The sequence below is a fragment of the Nocardia sp. 149-1B genome (genome assembly GCF_057747975.1).
In genome coordinates this window covers 1704131-1723268 of record NZ_CM173233.1, presented here as the reverse complement: position 1 = coordinate 1723268, position 19138 = coordinate 1704131, and the positions used below count along the sequence as shown (strand labels likewise).

Annotated in this window: 18 protein-coding genes; 10 read left to right on the top strand and 8 right to left on the bottom strand. The window is 72.8% G+C overall.

The window, feature by feature from the left end; all coding sequences use genetic code 11:
* Positions 1 to 334: 334 nt before the first annotated feature.
* From AC3ANS_RS08230 to AC3ANS_RS08220, 3 genes are read left to right on the top strand one after another with little or no spacing between them, the layout of a single operon-like run.
* Positions 335 to 1312 carry an AAA family ATPase gene (locus AC3ANS_RS08230; protein ID WP_488295671.1) on the top strand — a complete coding sequence of 326 codons (978 nt, stop codon included), beginning with the start codon at positions 335 to 337 and terminating at the stop codon, positions 1310 to 1312.
* A 13-nt stretch (positions 1313 to 1325) separates the two neighbouring features.
* Complete coding sequence (locus AC3ANS_RS08225) at positions 1326 to 2600, top strand: DUF58 domain-containing protein (protein WP_488295670.1); 1275 nt, start codon at positions 1326 to 1328, stop codon at positions 2598 to 2600.
* The gene (locus AC3ANS_RS08220; RefSeq protein ID WP_488295669.1) at positions 2597 to 5005 is read left to right on the top strand and encodes a transglutaminase TgpA family protein; all 2409 of its coding nucleotides are present in this window, start codon (positions 2597 to 2599) and stop codon (positions 5003 to 5005) included. Before AC3ANS_RS08225 ends, AC3ANS_RS08220 begins: the two co-directional genes overlap by 4 nt.
* A 262-nt stretch (positions 5006 to 5267) precedes the next feature.
* Here AC3ANS_RS08220 and AC3ANS_RS08215 read toward each other — a convergent pair whose 3' ends face one another.
* From AC3ANS_RS08215 to AC3ANS_RS08195, 5 genes are all read right to left on the bottom strand, one after another.
* The gene (locus AC3ANS_RS08215; RefSeq protein ID WP_488295668.1) at positions 5268 to 5717 is read right to left on the bottom strand and encodes a DUF3040 domain-containing protein; all 450 of its coding nucleotides are present in this window, start codon (positions 5715 to 5717) and stop codon (positions 5268 to 5270) included.
* 168 nt (positions 5718 to 5885) lie between these two features.
* Complete coding sequence (locus AC3ANS_RS08210) at positions 5886 to 6632, bottom strand: methyltransferase (RefSeq protein WP_488295667.1); 747 nt, start codon at positions 6630 to 6632, stop codon at positions 5886 to 5888.
* A 44-nt stretch (positions 6633 to 6676) separates the two neighbouring features.
* The gene (locus AC3ANS_RS08205) at positions 6677 to 7837 is read right to left on the bottom strand and encodes an endonuclease (RefSeq protein WP_488295666.1); all 1161 of its coding nucleotides are present in this window, start codon (positions 7835 to 7837) and stop codon (positions 6677 to 6679) included.
* Positions 7838 to 7896: 59 nt separating this feature from the next.
* The gene (locus tag AC3ANS_RS08200) at positions 7897 to 8328 is read right to left on the bottom strand and encodes an SAV_6107 family HEPN domain-containing protein (RefSeq protein WP_488295665.1); all 432 of its coding nucleotides are present in this window, start codon (positions 8326 to 8328) and stop codon (positions 7897 to 7899) included.
* A gap of 207 nt (positions 8329 to 8535) precedes the next feature.
* Complete coding sequence (locus tag AC3ANS_RS08195; protein WP_488295664.1) at positions 8536 to 8988, bottom strand: hypothetical protein; 453 nt, start codon at positions 8986 to 8988, stop codon at positions 8536 to 8538.
* 30 nt (positions 8989 to 9018) lie between these two features.
* Between AC3ANS_RS08195 and AC3ANS_RS08190 the strand changes: the two genes are divergently transcribed.
* Genes AC3ANS_RS08190 through AC3ANS_RS08180 form a run of 3 tightly spaced genes read left to right on the top strand, consistent with a single transcriptional unit; the run spans position 9019 to position 11183 of the window.
* Entirely contained in the window at positions 9019 to 9492 is a 474-nt protein-coding gene (locus AC3ANS_RS08190; RefSeq protein WP_488295663.1) for a YbaK/EbsC family protein, read from the top strand.
* Positions 9492 to 9848, top strand: coding sequence for an ArsC/Spx/MgsR family protein (locus tag AC3ANS_RS08185; RefSeq protein WP_488295662.1), 357 nt, complete (start codon positions 9492 to 9494; stop codon positions 9846 to 9848). Before AC3ANS_RS08190 ends, AC3ANS_RS08185 begins: the two co-directional genes overlap by 1 nt.
* A gap of 36 nt (positions 9849 to 9884) precedes the next feature.
* Positions 9885 to 11183 carry a phytoene desaturase family protein gene (locus AC3ANS_RS08180; RefSeq protein ID WP_488295661.1) on the top strand — a complete coding sequence of 433 codons (1299 nt, stop codon included), beginning with the start codon at positions 9885 to 9887 and terminating at the stop codon, positions 11181 to 11183.
* On the opposite strand, the gene AC3ANS_RS08175 is transcribed toward AC3ANS_RS08180, so the two are convergent.
* The gene (locus tag AC3ANS_RS08175) at positions 11180 to 11770 is read right to left on the bottom strand and encodes an SIMPL domain-containing protein (protein WP_488295660.1); all 591 of its coding nucleotides are present in this window, start codon (positions 11768 to 11770) and stop codon (positions 11180 to 11182) included. The two genes, AC3ANS_RS08180 and AC3ANS_RS08175, sit on opposite strands and share 4 nt — an antisense overlap.
* Entirely contained in the window at positions 11770 to 12660 is an 891-nt protein-coding gene (gene metF, locus AC3ANS_RS08170) for a methylenetetrahydrofolate reductase [NAD(P)H] (protein WP_488295659.1), read from the bottom strand. The genes AC3ANS_RS08175 and metF overlap by 1 nt, the downstream gene beginning before the upstream one ends.
* 228 nt (positions 12661 to 12888) lie before the next feature.
* Between metF and AC3ANS_RS08165 the strand changes: the two genes are divergently transcribed.
* On the top strand, positions 12889 to 13965 hold the full coding sequence (locus AC3ANS_RS08165) for a polyprenyl synthetase family protein (RefSeq protein ID WP_488295658.1): 1077 nt from the start codon (positions 12889 to 12891) through the stop codon (positions 13963 to 13965).
* 830 nt (positions 13966 to 14795) lie between these two features.
* On the opposite strand, the gene AC3ANS_RS08160 is transcribed toward AC3ANS_RS08165, so the two are convergent.
* On the bottom strand, positions 14796 to 15167 hold the full coding sequence (locus AC3ANS_RS08160) for an Rv2175c family DNA-binding protein (RefSeq protein ID WP_488295657.1): 372 nt from the start codon (positions 15165 to 15167) through the stop codon (positions 14796 to 14798).
* A 185-nt stretch (positions 15168 to 15352) separates the two neighbouring features.
* Here AC3ANS_RS08160 and pknB point away from each other — a divergent pair, with 185 nt between their 5' ends.
* Genes pknB through AC3ANS_RS08145 form a run of 3 tightly spaced genes read left to right on the top strand, consistent with a single transcriptional unit; the run spans position 15353 to position 19118 of the window.
* A complete protein-coding gene (pknB, locus tag AC3ANS_RS08155; protein ID WP_488295656.1) occupies positions 15353 to 17335 on the top strand; it encodes a Stk1 family PASTA domain-containing Ser/Thr kinase in 1983 nt (660 codons plus the stop codon).
* 17 nt (positions 17336 to 17352) lie between these two features.
* Positions 17353 to 18237: a deoxyribonuclease IV gene (locus AC3ANS_RS08150; RefSeq protein ID WP_488295655.1), complete on the top strand. Its 885-nt coding sequence runs from the start codon at positions 17353 to 17355 to the stop codon at positions 18235 to 18237.
* Positions 18234 to 19118 carry a DMT family transporter gene (locus AC3ANS_RS08145; protein WP_488295654.1) on the top strand — a complete coding sequence of 295 codons (885 nt, stop codon included), beginning with the start codon at positions 18234 to 18236 and terminating at the stop codon, positions 19116 to 19118. Before AC3ANS_RS08150 ends, AC3ANS_RS08145 begins: the two co-directional genes overlap by 4 nt.
* The last annotated feature ends 20 nt before the right edge of the window (positions 19119 to 19138 follow it).

Here is a 19138-nt window from a genome sequence, read left to right as displayed (position 1 = left end):
GACCCCGACCGGGTCCGTGGGCACCGCGATCGGCGCCGCCGACGCATCCGAGCAGGTCAGCGCGCCAGGAGGGCGCGCCCGGCGGTCGACGGGAGGACTCCCGCCGGCTCCGGTGGAGCGCCGGTGGGGAGGTTGCGGCCGGTGGTGGAGCGTGGTGGAGGAGAACGTGGAGGAGAACCGGGAGGAGCCACGGCGCTCGACGTGAACCGGGAACGCAACCAAACCGTGATCCCAGGAGTCGGATCGGGCAGGGACGGCACGCCGTAGGTTTCCGGCACGACTAACGTGGGGCCATCCGGTGACACGGGTCACGCGGGACGGGAAGGACGCAGACGTGGGAACTGAAGCGGGGGGCGCGGACCTCCAGACCCTGGCGCGTGTGGTCGGCCGGGTGCGCGACAACGTGGAGCGGGTGATCGAGGGCAAGCCCGACGTCGTCAACGCCTCACTGGTCGTGCTGCTCGCCGAGGGTCACCTGCTCATCGAGGACGTGCCCGGCGTGGGCAAGACCCAGCTCAGCAAGGCCCTGGCCCGCAGCATCGACTGCTCCGTACGCCGCATCCAGTTCACCCCCGACCTGCTGCCCTCCGACGTGACCGGGGTGTCGGTGTTCAACCAGAACACCCGCGAGTTCGAGTTTCGGCCCGGGGGCGTGTTCGCGAACATCGTCGTGGGCGACGAGATCAACCGAGCCTCGCCCAAGACCCAGTCCGCGCTCCTGGAGTGCATGGAGGAGCGGCAGGTCACCGTCGACAACACGACGTACCAGCTCGAGCAGCCGTTCATGGTGATCGCGACCCAGAACCCCATCGAGATGGAGGGCACCTACGCCCTCCCCGAGGCCCAGCGCGACCGCTTCATGGCGCGGGTGTCGGTCGGCTACCCGGTCGAGGCGGCCGAGATCGCGATGCTGAACTCCCACACCCGCGCCAACCCGCTCGACGACCTCGAGCCGGTGACCGACGCCTCGGAGCTGCGCAAGCTGATCGGGATCGTCGGGCAGGTCTTCGTCTCCGAGGCCGTGCAGCGCTACGCGGTCGCGATCACGGCGGCGACCAGGCGCTCCGACGAGCTCACGCTCGGAGCGTCCCCGCGCGCCACGCTGCACCTGGTCCGCGCGTCCAAGGCGGTGGCCGCCATGGACGACCGCGACTACGTGCTGCCCGACGACGTGACCCGGCTCGCCCGCTCCGTGCTCTCCCACCGGCTGCTCCCCAGCGTCGAGGCCGCGATGACCGGACGCTCAACCACCGCCATCCTGGACGCGATCCTCGCCAGCGTGCCGGTGCCCGACAGCGGATCCGCACGCTGATCGGGGTCTCGCGATGAGGGAGGCACTGGCCGGTCTCACCGTCCGCGGGCGGGCGTTCCTGGCAGCAGGCGTGACCGCCGTCGTGTGCGCGGTCGTGCTCGACCAGGCGGCGCTCACCCGGGTGGGCGTCCTGGTGCTGACCCTCCCCCTGCTCACCGCCTGGGTCGTCGGCCGCAACCGCTACCGGCTCGCCCTGGTGCGCACGGTGACGCCCCAGCTCGTCGCGGCCGGGCAGCCCGCCCGCGTCTCGCTGGCGCTGAGCAACGAGGGACGCAGCCCCAACGGCATGCTGCTGCTCGAGGACCACGTGCCGTACGTCCTCGGCACCCGTCCCCGGTTCGTCGTCGAGGGCATCGCCTCCGGGTGGCGACAGTCGGTCACCTACCAGGTCCGCTCCGACGTCCGTGGCCGGTTCGAGATCGGGCCGATGTCGGTGCGGGTGACCGACCCGTTCGGTCTGGTCGAGCTGGGCCGCACGTTCCGCACGACGGTGCCGCTCACCGTCACTCCCCGCACCGTGCCACTCCCCCAGATCCCCCTCGGCGGCGCGTGGACCGGGTCCGGCGACAACCGGCCGCGCGCGTTCGCCACCGGCAGCGCCGAGGACGTCACCGTGCGCGAGTACCGGCAGGGCGACGACCTACGGCGCGTGCACTGGCGCAGCTCGGCTCGCCTGGGCGAGCTGATGGTGCGTCGCGAAGAGCAACCGTGGCAGTCCCGCGCGACGCTCTTCCTCGACAACCGGGCCCAGGCCCACCGCGGACAGGGCATCGCGTCCTCGCTCGAGGCGGCGGTCTCGGCGGCCGCATCGATCGCCGTCCACCTCAGCCGCCGCGGATTCGCCGTACGCCTGGTCACCGCGCTCGGCGAGGACTCCGCCAACGCCTGGCACCTGCGCGACGCCGACCTCAACACCGGTCCCCTGATGGAGGCGCTCGCCGTGGTGCAACCGACGATGCAGGCGCGCCTCGACACGACCTGGCTCGCGGAGGGTGCACACGGGGGGCTCACGGTCGCGGTCTTCGGCTCGGTGGTGTCCACCGACCTGCCCGTGCTGCGCCGGATGCAGCACCAGGCCGGCTCGGCGATGGCGATCGCCCTCGACGTCGACGCCTGGAGCGGTGCCCCGCCCGCCGACGGGGCGACCCGGGTCCTCGGCCAACAGGGTTGGCGGGCCGTGCCACTTGGCCCCCGAGACCGCCTCGACGCGGTCTGGCAGGAGCTCGGACACACGAGCGCCCACAGCTCGCGCGGTGTCGCCGTGGCCGCCCCCGAGGTGATCGCATGATGCAGCCCCTGACGCGCACTCGCGGGAGTCTGGGCGCGAGCATCACCCTCGCCTCCGTGGCGGCCGCGACCACGCTGGTCGCGATGTATGCCTGGCGCGGGTTCGCCGAGGAGCCCGGTGGGTTCTTGAACCCGCTGCTGCTCCTCGGCGTCGTCGTCGCCGCCGCCGGGACCGCGACCCGCTGGTGGCGGTGGCCGAGCCCTGCGGTGGTGGCCACCCAGGTCGTGGTCTCCGGAGTGGTCGCCTGCCAGCTGATCAGCGGCGCCCTCGTGCCCGACGGCGCGATGCTCTCCGAGGTGCGGTCCGCCGTCGCCGACGCCATCCACAGCGCCCAGGGGTTCGCCGCCCCGATCCCGGCCACGGAGCCACCCATCGACCCGCTGCTGATCCTGTGCGGGTTGCTCTGCCTGCTGCTCGTCGACCTGCTCGCGTGCACACTGCACCGGGTGCCGCTCGCCGGCCTGCCGCTGCTGACGATCTACACGATCCCGGTCAGCATGGTCGAGACCCCGATCGCCTGGTGGGTGTTCGTCGGCACCGCGGCGGGCTTCCTGGGTCTGCTATTCCTCCAGGAGACCGAGCACGTGAGCCGGTGGGGCCGGCCGATCGCGGAGGACCGTGAGACCGGGGACCCCATCTCGCTCGGGGCGGGCGCGCACGCGGTCCGGCGTACCGCCGGTGGCATCGGCGGTACGGCGACCGCACTCGCCCTGGTGATCCCGCTGGTCGTCCCGACCCTGGGGCTCCAGCTCTTCGACTTCGGGCCCGGCCGGGGCAAGGGCGACGAGATCCGGGTCGACAACCCCGTGGCCGACCTGGTGCGCGACCTCAGGCGCGGCAAGGACACCGACCTGGTGCGGATCACGACGAACGACCCGGCTCCGGCGTACCTGCGGATCCTGACGCTCGACAACTTCAGTGACGCCGCGTGGACGCCGGGTGATCGCGACGTCCCGTCCGACCACCGAGCGAACGGGTTGCTGCCCCCACCCTCGGGCGTGGACGCGGAGGTCTCCCGACGCGAGATTCCCTACAACGTCACGATCCTGCCGGCGTTCAAGTCAAGCTGGCTGCCGACCCAGTTCCCGGCGAGCAACGTGCAGGCCGAGGGTGACTGGCGCTACGACAGCTCCACGATGGACTTCCTGGCCGTCCCCGACGACCTCACCACGGCCGGGCTGCAGTACACGATGAGCGCCCTGCAGCTCGACCTCACCGCGGACCGGCTCAAGAACGCCGGGTCGACGGCCGGCAAGGTGGACGAGTCGTTCACCGACTTCCCCGCCGACATCCCGCCGATCGTGCGGCAGCTCGCCGCCAGCGTCACCGCGGACCGGACCACGCGCTTCGAGAAGGCCGTCGCCCTGCAGAACTGGTTCCGCACCGGGGGCGGCTTCGAATACTCCCTCGCGACGAGCACCACCGGCAACGGCTCCGACGCGCTCACGGCCTTCCTCTCCGACGAGCCCGGCGGCCGGGTCGGCTACTGCGAGCAGTTCGCGTCCGCGATGGCACTGATGGCCCGGGTCGTGGGCATCCCCGCTCGCGTCGCGATCGGCTTCCTCACCCCCGCCCCGGCCGGACCGAACACCTGGGTCTACAGCTCCCACGACATGCACGCCTGGCCCGAGCTGTACTTCCAGGGGGCCGGGTGGGTCCGCTTCGAGCCGACCCCGGCCGGACGTGCCGCCGACGTGCCGTCGTACACCGTCCGCGGCGTCCCGGACGACGTCGGCCCCTCCGATCCGGCCCAGACCCAGGCGTCCGCCTCCGTCGGCGGCCCGAGCAGGCGGCCGACGGAGAGCACCGCGGCCGCGACTGACAACTCAGCGAACGGTGGCGGCGGCACCGAGCGGCAGTGGGGACCGGTGCTGGGCACCGGGCTCGGCGCCCTGGTCGTGGCCGCGCTGCTGCTCCTGCCTCGCCTCGTCCGGGGACGTCGCCGAGACCGGCGACTCGCGTCGGGCGCACCCGAGAGCGTCTGGGCGGAGCTGCGGGACACCGCGGTCGACCTCGGCGTGCCCTGGCCGGGCGGACGCTCACCACGAGCGACGCGCGACATCTTGGTCGGCTACCTGGGCCGGCCCGTCGACTCGAACACACCCGAACGACCCGCGCACGGCGAGCACGTCGCCCCCGAGGGCGTCGACGCCCTCGGGCGACTCGTCGCGGACCTGGAGCGGCTGCGCTACTCCCGCTCCCCCGCACCGACCGACAGGAGCAGGCTGCGCACCGACGGCGAGCTCGTCATCGCGTCGCTGGCCGGCGGCGCCGCCCGTGCCGCCCGCCGACGGGCCACCTGGTGGCCGCGCTCGGTGATGGACCTGGGTGCGCTCCGCCCGGCGCGGCCGTCCACCACCACCGTCGAGGCGAGGTACGGCGGGGTCGTCGACCACGCTGGGTGACTTGTGGCGCGTCCGAGGGGCGACGCTGGGGCCGACCTTCAGCACCGCCGACTCGGCGAGCCTCTCAGCCGCACCGGTCTCACCGAGCCCACGCAGCGAGCTCGTTCCTCGCTCCCTGCTGCTCGGCGATCTTCGGGCTCGCCACTGGGCTGACTCGAACGACCAAGCTCACGTCTCGGTCTCGACACGCCGGTCGCGACCTCGCAGGCTCGGTCGCGCGGCTCGCTCGACCACCATCAGTCGAGCCGCTAGCGCGTCTCGACTAAAACCCGCCGTCTTCGCGGCGCCGGCGCCAGCGCTCGTCCATCCGCTCCATGAAGGAGCCGTGGCCACCGCGACCGTGGCGGCGCGGGCGACGGGTGCGGCCGGAGCGGCCGCCGTCGACGACCGTGAAGCCCCGGCTGGGGTGCTGGATGGTGCGCGGGTCGGGTGCGGGGGTGTTGCGCTGCCCGCGCATCGCGGTCAGGGCGACGGTGGCGGAGCCGAGCATGATCACGAAGCCGACGATCCCGACGGGCGTGATCTGGGCGACGGCGCCGGTCATCAGCACGACGACGCCGAGCACGAAGCAGGCGCCGGCGATGATCGCCCGACGCCGGGCGGAGCGGCGGAAGGCCGTGCCGCGGAGGGTCGAGGCGAGCTTGGGGTCCTCCTCGACGAGGGCGCGCTCCATCTGCTCGAGCAGTCGGAGCTCCTCTTCCGAGAGTGGCACCGTTCCTCCCCACCAAGGTCATCGCCGGATCGTCGCCGGGTCGCGGCCGGGTGTGCCGGCCAGCGCCTCAAGTCTAGGCAGCGCCTGGTCATCGCGGTAGGCGGGTTCAGAAAAATCGTGACAGAACCGTTCCCGGATCCGCGGGAGACGTCAGGACCGGGCGCGGAGTCAGCGTGCGAGCACGTGGAGCTGGGCCGCGAGCGGCCGGAACTCCGCGCGACCGGAGACCGCGCGCTCGAGCTCGACCAGGGCTGCGGTGGCGCCCGGCTCGAGGTCGAGCAGCGAACCGGGGACCAGGTCGGCGAACACGCGGATGCCGTGGACCGCGGTGACCGCGAAGCCGGCGTCCTCGAGCAGTCCGGTGATCTCGGTGTCGGTGAACCGCCGACCGGACCTGCCGGCACCGGTGTCACGCGCCCCGGACGGGGACGCGGGGTCGAGCAGCGCGAGCGCCTGAGCGAAGTGACCCGCCATCGCCCGGGTCACCACCGCGGCGTGCCGCTGCCCGACCAGGAGGCTCAGCGTCCCTCCCGGACGCAGCACTGCACGCAGGGTGGCGAGAGCCGCGACCGGGTCGTCGACGACCTCGAGCACGCCGTGGCACAACACCACGTCGGCCGCGGCCGGGCCGGTGACGTCGAGCAGCGTGGACAGGTCGCCCTGCTGGCCGCTGACCGTCACCCCGAGCTCGCGGGCCCGCCGGTCGAGGGCGGCGAGCGCGTCTGGACTGGGGTCGACCACGGTGACCCGGTGCCCGAGCTCGGCGACGCGGACCGCGAAGCCGCCCGTGCCACCTCCGATGTCGAGCACGTCGACCGCTCCGTCGAGCGCGGGGCGCAGCGCATCCCAGACCACCGAGGTGCGGGCGGCACTGCGGCGCTCGCTGGGCCGCTCACCGGGCCGGTCATGAGGCATGCCCCAACCCTAGGGCCCCGGGCGGTACGACGTCCGGGCCGGGCTCACCAGATCGAGTCCGCCCACTCCGGGTGGTCGATGAACGGGTTGCGGTTGTGCTGGTAGTCGGCGTAGATCACGTCGTTGCGGTGCATCTCGAACGCGCTCGGCGGATCCTCGGCGTTCCACCGCAGCAGCACCGAGAGCCGCCCGATGTGCGGGGTGGTCCCGTTCCCGGCCAGGTCGTTGACCTCGAGGTCCGGCCACCCGTCGCCGCCGTCGTAGCGCACCGACATGTAGAAGATCATCCGCGCCACGTCGCCCTTGACCGCGTCGCGCGGCTCCCAGGAGTCCGCGTCCGCGTAGTTGCCTGGGGCCTCGGCATTCTGGGTCCCACCCTCGTCGAAGTCGAGGTTGCCGCGTGCGGAGTTGACGGTGACGTCCTCGGGGCGCAGGTGGTGAAGGTCGGTCCCGGGGCCGGTGGCCGTGCCGAAGTCACCGTGCGACTTGGCCCAGACGTGCTCACGGTTCCACTGGTCGGCCCCGCCACCGTTGTCGCTCGCGGGGAGCGAGAAGCCGCTGTAGAGGCAGATCACGTGGCTGCTGTCCGCGGGGTCGCGATCGGTGACCTTCAGCGCGTTCCAGACCGCGTCGTAGGACAGCTTGGTGACGCCGCTGGAGATGATCGTGTGGAGCGAGGACTCCAACGCGCCGCCGGTCTTGCCGATCGCGGCCGCGTAGTAGGTGGAGTCGTAGGGGCTCGTGCCGCCCGAGGGCGGTGGGTCGGTGGGATTGCTGCCACCGGCGAACGCGAACGCCGTGCCCGAGGTGAGCCCGGGGCGCGAGAAGTACGCCGCGAGCGTGCCGGTGACGTCGATCTGGCGGCCCATCAGCCCGGGGTTGGAGCGCAGCCCCCAGGCCGAGCGGAACGCGCTGGGCACCTGGACGTAGATCATCCGCGAGGTGTCGGTGGTGCCCGCGGTGTCGGCCAGCGCGATCGCGTAGTCGTTGGGGAACCCGGCGGTGAGGACGGTCGTGGACGAGGTCGGCTGGCCCACGACGTAGCCGCGAACGGTGGCCGAGGAGCCGTCCTGAGCGGCCCGTGCGGTCGCTACGCTGATCGGCGTGGCGGCGTCGGCCGGGACCGCGGCGGTGCCGCCGAGGACGAGCAGGACGGCGACGAGGATCCACCGCGCATGGCGGCGCGGCCCGAGAGATTGGCGCATGCGACCAGCCTCGCGGACTTCGGGTCGCCCCGCATCGCGGGAAAACCCTTGTCGTCAGCTCAGCCCGCCCGCATCGCCGCGGCCCGGGAGGGTGCCGAGGAGTGCGGGACCAGTCCGAGCGAGCGCTCGATCACGGCGAGGAACCGGTCGGCGTCGCGCACCAGGTCGTCGGCCTCACGTTCGGACACCGCGCGGGTGGAGCCCGCCTCGGCCGCGGCACGCTTCGCCGCACCGGCGGCGAAGAACCGCGCCCACTCCGCGAGCTCGGGAGCCACCTCGGCGAGCAGCACCCAGGCGTTGCGCTGCGGCCTGCGCCGCGGCGGCTCGGGCTGCGCGCGGGCGGCCAGCAAGGCAGCGGCGGCTCGCAGGGCGGCCACATGTGCGCACGCGTAGCGGGTGGGGACCTCGGTCGCGGAGATCGCCTCGCTTAGCGACTCGGCGGCCCGGGCCAGGTAGGAGTGGGTGGTCGCGGGCAGCGCATAGGGGTTCATCGCAATCCTCTCCGTCGACCCCTCGGCGGTGACCCCTCGTCGAACGACCTGCACCGGCGCACCGGTCCCGGTGGGGACGGGGGTCGAGGTCGCCCCCACCGGGGTGTTCGAACGCACGTTCGAACACCGCAACCGTACACCTGCCTCACCGCCGGTCGTCAAGGCCGGCGGGACGGTGAGCCCGGTCAGGAGCCGGTCAGGAGTCGCTCAGGAGTGGACGTCGGCGTCGAGCGCCGGCGCACCGGTGAACGCGCGGGTGTCGCGGTGCCACAGCAGCGTGGCCGCGACGACGTCCAGGACCAGAGAAGCGGCCGACAGCACGAGGAACAGCACCGGCGGGTCCGCCCGCAGGCTCGCGAGCGTCGCGATCGCCATCAGCACGACCAGTGCACTCAGCAGCACCCGGGCCCAGTTGTGGCCCTGGCTGAAGAACATGAGCAGGACGACGACCAGCATCGCGACGACGACGAACATGGTGATCGCGACGGGGGCGAAGGCCGGCGGTTTGACCGAGCCGACGTCGGCCCGGCCAGAGGCCCAGGACGCGTCCAGGTCGTCGGTGAACACCAACGTCAACAACGCCGTCACGCCACTCAGCGCGATCAGGCCCACCAGCACCCCGATCGCGGCGGTCACCGATCCCGGCCGCTGCGGACTCATCCGCGCTCCTCTCCCCTAGGGTCTCGCTCCATGACCACCGAGCACCCGACGATCACGCGTTTCCGTGACGACCACCGGCGCCGCGGCGGCACCGGTGAGGTCGTCATCCTGCCCGACTCCGTCCACACGGCCGCCCTTGCCGCCGAGGCCCTCGGGTGCGAGGTCGGGGCGATCGCCAACAGCCTGCTCTTCGACGCGGACGGATCACCGGCCCTCATTCTGACCTCCGGCGCCCATCGCGTCGACACCGCGAAGGTAGCCGCCCTGCTGGGTGTGACCAAGCTCAAGCGCGCCGCCCCCGAGTTCGTGCGCGAGCACACCGGCCAGGTGATCGGCGGCGTCTCCCCCATCGGGCACCCGGCGCCGGTGCCGACGTACCTGGACTCCTGGCTGCGTCGCTACGAGGTCGTCTGGGCTGCGGCGGGTCATCCGGCCGCGGTCTTCTCCACGACGTACGACGAGCTCGCGGCGATGACCGGTGCGCCGACGATCGAGGTGGAGTGATGGAGATCTGGCTCAATCCCGCGTGCTCGAAGTGCCGTACGGCGCTCAGCGAGCTCGACGCCGCCGGCGTGGAGTACACCGTGCGGCGCTACCTCGACGACCCGCCGACCGCGACCGAACTGGGTGAGGTCGTCGCCCGGCTGGGCCTGGAGCCCTGGGACGTCGCCCGGCCGAAGGAGGCCCGCGAGGAGGGCATCGACCTGCCCCGCGACGCGGAGCACCGAGACGACTGGCTGGGCGCGCTGGCCGCCCACCCCCGCGCGATCCAGCGGCCGATCATCACCGCAGCCGACGGGACGACCGTGGTCGGTCGCGACGAGGAGTCGCTGCAGCGGGTGCTCGACGCCGAGTCCTGAGCCGGGAGCCACCGCGTCGTGGCTAGGGTTCGGCGCATGGCGCGGGTCGTGGTGGTCGGTGGCGGGTTCGGCGGCCTGGCGTCCGCGCTGCGGCTGGCCAAGCTCGGCCACGACGTCACGCTGCTCGAGCGGTCACCGCAGCTGGGCGGCGCGTTGGCGGAGGTCACCGCCGACGGCTACTCCTGGGACGCGGGACCGACGTACACACTCCTGCCCGCGGTGATCCGCGACCTCTTCCGCAAGTCGGGTCGGCCGGTCGAGCGCGAGCTGGAGCTGGTGCCGCTCGACGTGGTGCGCGAGCACCGGTTCGAGGACGGGACCTCGGTGCGGCTGCCGTCCGGACGAGCCCCGCAGCTGCGGGCCTTCGACGAGCTCGGCGCGGGGCTCGGCCAACGCTGGGTCGACCACGTCGCCTCGTACGCCGAGGACTGGGACGTGGTGCGGCGCGGCTACCTGGAGAACCCCTGGCGGCCCGGCGACCTCCCCCGCGAGCTCGCCGCCCGGCTCGAGAGCCGCGAGACCATGGCCAAGCGGCTCAAGCGCACGTTCAAGGACGAGCGGCTGCGGATGGTGGCTGGGCACCCGTTCGTGGCGGAGGGCCACGACCTGCGCAACGTGCCGTCCTGGCTGGGGATGGGCGCGTACGTCGAGCAGCGGTTCGGGGCGTGGACGGTCGAGGGCGGCATGGCCCGGCTCGGAGCGGCGCTGGTGGCCCGGCTGGCCACCCGAGGGGTGACGGTGCTGACCGGCACGGAGGGCACCGACGTCGTGGTGCGCGACGGCCGGGCAGTCGCGGTCAGCACGGCCGGGGGCGAGATCGACGCCGACGTCGTGGTGTGCGCCGTCGACCCCCGACGGCTGCCCGCGCTCGCGGCGTACGTCGCCCACACGATGCCGGCGATCCCGCCGGTCGTGGTGCACCTGGGGCTCGACGGGCCGGCCCCGGACCTGCCGCACGAGCTGGTCCTGCACGGCGACCCGATGCTGGTCGTGCGGACCGGCGGGCGTGCGCCGGACGGGGGCTCGACCCTGACCGTGCACGGCCGCGGCCGGCTCTCGGAGGACATCCTGCGTGCGCTGGCACGGCACAAGATCGACCTGCGCCCCCAGGTCGTCGCCCGGGTGGACCGGAGCCCGCGCGACCAGGTCGAGCTGTGGGGCGGCTCGCCGATGGGCGTTCTCTGGCAGGGCCGGGCGACGGTGCGCCGCCGGCTCGGGCCGACCACGCCGGTCCCGGGCGTGTACGCCGCCGGCGCGCACGCAACGCCCGGCGCCGGGCTGCCGTTCGTGGGCCTCTCGGCCGCCCTGGTCGCAGCCGAGGTCGGGTCGGCCTAGGACCTGTCGACCAGCTCCCAGGTGACGGTCAGCGCCTGCTCGACGGCCGCCTCCCCGGCCTCGAAGCCGACCTTGGCGCGTGCGGCGAACACCGGGCCCGGTGCGTGTCCACCACCCTCGGCGATGCTCAGGACCTGTCCGAGCGTGCTCTGGGACTGGGCCGCGAGATGTGTGGCCTTGGTCCGTGCGTCCTCGAGCGCCGCCGAGGTGGCCTCTCGCTCCGCCTCGGCCGGGTCGCCGACCTCCAGGCCGACGTGGTCGACCTGGAGCCGTTCACCGACCTCCTCGGCGAGAGCCGTGACGAGCTCACCCGCCCGACCGAGGTCGGCGCACCGGATCACCAGGGCGTGTCGCGCGCGGTAGGTCTGCGGCCCGGTGTCACTCCACTCCGCCCCCACCGAGAGCGCCTGGCTGGCGATCTCCTCGGTGTAGCGGCGCGCGACCGCAACCAGGGTGGCCCGGGCGGACTCCGCACCGGCCAGCGCGTCGGACAACGCGGGCGCAACGTGCACGGCGGCCACGTGCACGACCGCCACGTCAGGAACGGCGTGGCTGACGCCGCGACCGACGACGGTGACGGTGCGCATCAGACCGTGAGGTTGAGCGCGGCGAAGATCTCGCGCGTCGCCTTGGAGCGGTTGAGCGTGTAGAAGTGCAAGCCGGGCGCTCCCCCGGCGAGCAGCTCGTCGCAGAGCTCCGCGGCGATCGCGATGCCCTCCGCGCGCATCGCCACCGGGTCGCCCTCGCGGGCGGTGATCCGGGCGACCACCTGGTCGGGCACGTCGGTGCCGATCAGCTCGCCCTGGCGACGGATGTTGGCGAGGTTCAGGATCGGCATGATGCCCGGCAGGATCGGCATGTCGACACCGCGTGCCCGCACCCGCTCGACCAGGCCGAAGTAGTCCTCGGCGCGGAAGAACATCTGGGTGACCGCGAACTCCGCCCCGGCCCGGGCCTTGGCCACGAGCACGTCGGAGTCGTGGTCGATCGACTCGGCCGACGGGTGGCCCTCCGGGAACGCCGCGACCCCGATGCTGAAGTCGCCGCGGCTGCGCACGAGCCGGACCAGGTCCTCGGCGTACGTCAGGCCGCCCTCGGTGGGCGTCCAGGGCGCGCGCGGGCCCTCGGTGGGGTCGCCGCGGAGGGCCATCACGTTGCCGATGCCGACCCGGGCGTAGGCGTCGAGGATGGACTCGAGCTCGGCGCGGGTGTGGCCGACGCAGGTCAGGTGGGCCATCGCCGTCATCGAGGTCTCGGCCGCGATCCGCCCGGTGATCCGCACGGTGGTGTCGCGCGTCGACCCGCCCGCGCCGTACGTCACCGAGACGAACGTCGGCCGGTAGGGCTCGAGCTCGCGGATGGCCTGCCAGAGCTGCTCCTCGCCAGCAGCGTCCTTGGGCGGGAAGAACTCGAACGAGAACGACTGCTCGCCCTCCCGGACGAGGTCGCCGATCCGCCGAGCCCCGTGGTTCGCCATGTGTCGAAGTCTAGGGACGACACCGGCACCGGTCGGGCGGTGTCCACGGGCTAGTGGTTGTCACCGTTGGAACATCTGGGGTAGCCGTCGTTCAGGTGCGTGCATCGCAAGGCGCCGGAGCGAGGGCATACGGGATTGTCTGTCGAGCGACGGCAACGCCGCGAGGTGCGTGCCTGGGCGGCGGGGACCCGCGACGAACCAACGGTGGTGACCACTAGTCTCCATGGCGTGACGGCGACGGAGCAGGACTGGGACAGCGCGGCGTTCCGCGGACGGATCCAGTCGGCCCTCGACGCGTTCATCGACGAGCAGGCGACCACGCTGGCCCCGCTGGGCAGCGACGCCGCCCGCCTGGTGCGCGAGGCGCACGCCTCGGTGTCCGGAGGCAAGCGGTTCCGGGCGGCCTTCTGCTACTGGGGCCACCGCGCGGTCACCGACGACGTGCCCGACGAGGCCGCCCTGGTGCGGGCCTGCGCGTCCCTCGAGCTGCTGCACGCCAGTGCGCTGGTCCACGACGACCTGATGGACGCCTCCGACACCCGGCGCGGGCGCCCCGCGACGCACCGCCTGTTCGAGAGCGAGCACCAGGGAGCACGGTGGCGCGGGGACCCCGAGCAGTACGGCGCGGCCGCGGCGATCCTGCTCGGCGACCTGCTGCTGAGCTGGTCCGACGAGCTGCTGCGCCGGTGCGGCCTGCCGATCACCCAGGTCGCGCCCGCCCTCGAGGTGTTCGACCGGTGCCGCGCCGAGGTGATTGCCGGCCAGTTCCTCGACGTCTCCGTGCAGGCGCGTGGCCGCGCCGACGTCGAGACCGCGATGACCGTGCTGCGCTACAAGTCCGCGAAGTACTCCATCGAGCGCCCGCTGCACATCGGCGCGGCCCTCGCCGGTGCCGACGCCACCACGATCGCCGAGCTCTCGGCGTTCGGCCTGCCGCTGGGCGAGGCGTTTCAGCTGCGAGACGACCTGCTGGGGGTGTTCGGGGACCCGGACGCCACCGGCAAGCCCGCCGGCGACGACCTGATCGAGGGCAAGCGCACCGTGCTCGTCGCGCTGGCGCTCGACGCGGCCGCGCCGGCCGCGGCAGCACTCCTCGACCGCTCGCTCGGCACGGCGCTCACCGCGGACCAGGTCGCGGAGCTGCGCGGGGTCATCGACGACTCCGGTGCCCACGCCCAGGTCGAGGCGGTGATCGGCCAGCTGGCCGACCACGCCGTCACGGCCCTCGACAAGGCCGACATCGGCGAGGACGCCCGCCGCGTGCTGCGCCAGCTCGCGTCGGCCGCGACCCAACGGGTGCTGTAGCGCGCTAGGGCTTGCGAAGCCCAGGGTGGGGTGACGGGTCTACGTCCCCTGGCTGCTTGGCCGGTCGGGCGTGGCAGCAGTCTGTCGGGTGCGGCGTTTGAGCTCTCTCTCGACGTGTAGTGGGATCCGGCCGGCCATGAAGCCACCTTGGCCCGGACGGTTGTTGTCGTCGTCCGTGCCTCACGCCTGTAGCGATCAGTCGAGCAGTGGGCGATCCTCGACGCGACCGCGGTGGGCGCCAGAGGGGCGCAGGCTGTTGGCACCGGCCGTCACGGCTTGAGATCACCAATGTCTCGCCCGGCGTCATCGCAATGGTGTTGCACCTTCTTGTCTACTTCGAAGAAGTGATCCGACGCCCCTTCTCGCAGATCGAGTGCGCTCTGCATGTCCGAGCCCAGGGCCGCCCACCGCGAGTCGAATGCGGCAGCGGCCTCGGCGTCGCTTCGAGCGACATCCTGAATGGCGGACGCTTGCGCCGCCGTCCTTGAGACCTGCGTGCGTCCGACATGCTGGTAGGCACTGCACGCCGCCTGTGCATAGCTCTGCGCCAGGGGACTTCCGTGGCTGTACCCTGCGACCAACAGGCCGGAGACAAGACCGCCCACGAGCCCAAGTCCCGTTCCGACCCACACACCGCCTCGTCTGCTCACTGCGATCTCGTCCCATCCGTTCGGCCCACCGCCGCGGGAGTCGCTGAAGTGCGACCCCTCTCGGTTGGATGGCAATCCCGATGCGATGGTTGCCGTCAAACGGCACGCGACCGATCCACCGGGGACAGTTCGCCACGGGGCCCGCGAGGTTGCGGCTCTCCGTCGAGAGTCGCCTAGGTCCTAGAGAGCCATCGCTTGGGCGCGGCGCTTCGCCTCGGAGCCGCGGTTCTCGCGCAGGGCGTCGATCGGGCGACCGGGCAGGTCGTCGTCGGTGAAGAGCCAGGCGATGCACTCGCGGTCGTCGTAGCGCCCGTCGTGCAGGATCGTCAGCAGACCGGGCAGGCCCTTGACGACCAGACCGTCCTGGATGAAGGCGGCCGGCACCTGCTGGCCGGCTCCCGGGGCGGGCACGGCCGCGGCGAGCTCGTGCTCGCGGATCATCGTGCGCACCTTGGCGACGGTCACGCCGAGCTGGCGGGCTGCCTCGGCCCAGTCCAGCCACTCGGGGACGAGGGCGGCGAGGTCGGCGTCGGCGAGTCGTGGCTGGTTCATGCCGACCAGTCTCCCACCGGACCCCACGCCACGCCGGAGGCGGCTCAGCACGGCGCGAGGCGGGTTCGTCCGTACCATTGAGTCTCCTGGTCCTTCCCCATCAGGAGCGCAGGAGGGTCGCTGTGCCGCCAGACCGGCAGTCCGATCGGCACGCCCACGCGGGCGCCGACGCGGCTGGCGACCCCATGATCGGACGGTTGCTGGAGAGCCGCTACCGCATCGGCGCCCGCATCGCCCGAGGCGGCATGGCCAGTGTCTACGAGGCCACCGACGTGCGTCTCGACCGCACGGTCGCGGTCAAGATCATGCATCCCGGACTCGGGGACGACGCCGAGTTCGCGGCCCGGTTCGTGCGTGAGGCCCGGTCGGCCGCACGGCTCTCGCACCCCAACGTGGTCGCGGTCTACGACCAGGGCGACGACCACGGCACGGTCTTCCTCGCGATGGAGATCGTCGACGGCATCACCCTGCGTGACGTGATCCGCAAGGAGAGCCCGATGCCCCCGGCCCGGGCCCTCGCGCTCATGGAGCCGGTGCTCTCCGCGCTCTCCGCGGCCCACCGGGCGGGGATCATCCACCGCGACGTGAAGCCCGAGAACGTCCTGATCGCCGACGACGGGCGGGTCAAGGTCGCGGACTTCGGGCTGGCCCGGGCGGTGAGCGCCGACACCCAGCACACCGCCACCGGTGGGGTGCTGATCGGCACCGTGTCCTACCTGGCGCCCGAGCTGGTGGTCGACGGCCGCGCCGACGCGCGCGCGGACGTCTACGCCGCCGGCGTCGTCCTCTACGAGCTGCTCACCGGCGCCAAGCCCCACGAGGGCGAGACGCCCATCCAGGTCGCCTACAAGCACGTGCACGAGGACGTCCCGCCGCCCTCGAGGCTCGAGCCCGCGATCCCGGCGTACGTCGACGCGCTCGTGGCCCGGGCCACCGCGCGCGACCGCACCCTGCGCCCCGCGGACGCCGGCGTGCTGCTCCACCAGCTGCACCGCGTCAGCCACGCGCTCGCCGAGGGCGTGCGCGACGATCCCGAGCTGACCGCCGACCTCACGCCGCTGATGATGCAGACCCAGCCTGTCGAGGCGCCGTCGCCCGACGACACCGCGCCGGACCCGTTCGACGCCGGTGAGTTCGCCACGCTGATGGCGCCCGCCGACGTGGTCGCCGACCGGACCGCGCCCCTCCGGTCGCTCGAGCACCGACCGAGCGCCCACCCGTCCAGGGCTCCCTCCGGCCCGCCGGAGCGACGTACCCCACCTCCGAGCCGGCAACGGCGGTCGCGACGAGGGCTCGCCCTGCTCCTCGCCGCGGTGCTGCTCGTCGCCGGCGCGGGAGCCGGCGCGTGGTGGTTCCTCGACGGCCGCTACACCTCGACCCCGGGCGTGCTCGGGCTTAGCCGTGCAGCCGCCGAGCAACGCCTCGAGGACGCGGGGCTGAAGGCCGCGTGGGGCGACAAGGCCTACTCCGAGACGGTCCCGGCCGGTGACGTCGTGGCGACGGACCCGAAGCCCGGCTCGAAGGTCCTCGACGGCGGCACGGTCACCGTCACGCTCTCGCTCGGCAAGGAGCGCTACGACGTACCCGTCCTCAAGGGCAAGACGGTCGACCAGGCCCAGGACGCGCTCACCGCGACCCATCTCGCCTACGGCACCACGACCGAGAAGTGGTCCGACACCGTCGATGCGGGCGTCGTGATCGCCACCACTCCCAAGGCCGGCACCACCCTGCGGCCCGGCACCGCGGTCGACCTCGTGGTGAGCAAGGGCCCCAAGCCGGTCACACTCAAGGACTGGGTCGGCAAGAACGCCGACGACGCCCTGGCCTGGGCGAAGGCGAAGGGCCTCGACGCCACGGTCGCCAGCCGCGACTACTCCGACACCGTCGCCGAGGGCGACGTGATCTCCATGGACCCGCCGTCCGGCACCACCCTGCACCGCGGGGACGGCGTCTCCTTCGTGGTCTCGAAGGGCCCGCACCTGGTCGAGGTCCCCTCCGTGCGGGCCCAGGGCGTCGACGCCGCCACCAACACCCTCGAGGCCCTCGGCTTCCACGTCGTCACCGAGAACGCCCCGGGCTACCTCGGCCTGGGCTTCGTGTTCTCCCAGAGCCCCGGCGGCGGTGAGATGGTCCCGGCGGGGTCCACGATCACGCTGAGCATCATCTGATTCTCTATGGTGTGCGGGTGCTCGACCCCGCTGACCGCAATCCCATCGGAACGCACGTCCTGGTCGGCAAGGGGCTGGTCGACGGCGCGGTCGCGAACGCCGACCTGGTCGGGTGCGAGACGTTCCAGGTCTTCACCGGCAACCCGCGCGGCTGGGCGCTGAGTGAGGGCAAGCCGTCCGAGGACGGACGCTTCCGCGACCTGATGGGTGAGCGCGGCACCCGGGTCTTCATCCACGCGCCGTACCTGGTCAACCTCGGCTCCCCCACCGCGGCGACCTACGAGCGCTCGGTGGCGTCGGTGGCCCACAACCTCAAGCGGGCCGCGGAGATCGGCGCCGAGGGTGTGGTGGTGCACACGGGTTCGTACGTCGACCCGGGTGAGGGCGACAGCCTGGCCCGGCACGCCGCGGCGATGCGCCAGGTCCGCGAGGGGCTGCTGCCGCTGCTGGACGCCGTCTCGGGCGACGACGCGCCGTGGCTGCTGCTGGAGCCCACCGCGGGACAGGGGCGCTCCCTGTGCGCGGGGGTGGAGGACCTCGCGGCCTACCTCGACGCTCTCGACCACCACCCGAAGGCCGGCATCTGCCTCGACACCTGCCACGTGTTCGCCGCCGGCGCGCCGCTCGACGAACCCGGGGGCACCACCGCGACCGTCGACCGGATCATCGAGATCGGCGGGCCCGGACGGCTGCGGCTGGTGCACGCGAACGACTCCATGGACGTGCGCGGCGCGTTCAAGGACCGCCACCAGCGGATCGGTGAGGGCCACATCGGCGAGGACGCGTTCGTCGAGCTCTTCGCCCATCCGGCGACGGAGAGCGTGCCGTTCATCCTGGAGACGCCGGACTCGCGGGACGCCGACACCCGCGACATCCCGTTGCTCAAGAAGCTGCGCGGATGAGGCGCACCTCGCTGCTCGCCACGGCGGCGCTGCTGGCCATCACCGCGTCCTGGGGCTCGACGTTCTTCCTCATCCACGACCTCCTCGACCGCGTCCCGACCCTGGACTTCCTCGCGGTCCGCTTCACCATCGCGGGCGCGTTCCTGCTCGCGGTGGCCCCACGCGCCGTCACCCGGCTCTCGCCGGCCGCGCGTCGGCAGTCGGTCGTGCTCGGCGGGCTGTACGGCGTCGCGCAGATCCTCCAGACCACGGGACTGGCCCACACCCCGGCCAGCGTCTCGGGCTTCATCACCGGGATGTACGTCATCGCCACCCCGCTGATCGCCGCGGTCGTGCTGCGGACCCGGATCAACGGGATCACCTGGCTCGCGGTCCTGCTGGCCGCAGCCGGGCTCGCGGTGCTGACCCTGCAGGGCTTCTCGTTGGGGTACGGCGAGGCACTGACCCTCGTCGCCGCGATGCTCTTCGCCCTGCACATCGTGGGGCTCGGCGCCTGGTCGAGCACCCGCGACGCGCTCGGCATGTCGATCCTCCAGGTCGAGGTGGTCGCGGTGATCTGTCTGGCCGCCGGCGCCCCGCACGGCATCGTGCTCCCGGACAACGGGGCCGACTGGGTCTCGGTCGTCTACATGGCGGTGTTCCCCGCCGCGCTCGCCCTGCTCGGCCAGACCTGGGCCCAGGCCCACCTGTCCGCGACCCGCACCGCGATCGTGATGAGCATGGAGCCGGTGTTCGCGGCGTTCTTCGCCGTCCTCCTCGGCGGGGAGTCGGTCACGCTGCGCATGCTCGTGGGCGGGCTGATGGTGCTGGCGGCGATGCTGACCATCGAGCTCGCCCCGCGCCGCAAGGTCGAGGGAGAGGTCCCGCACATCGCCGTGTGACCGACGCGGTGCGGGACCCC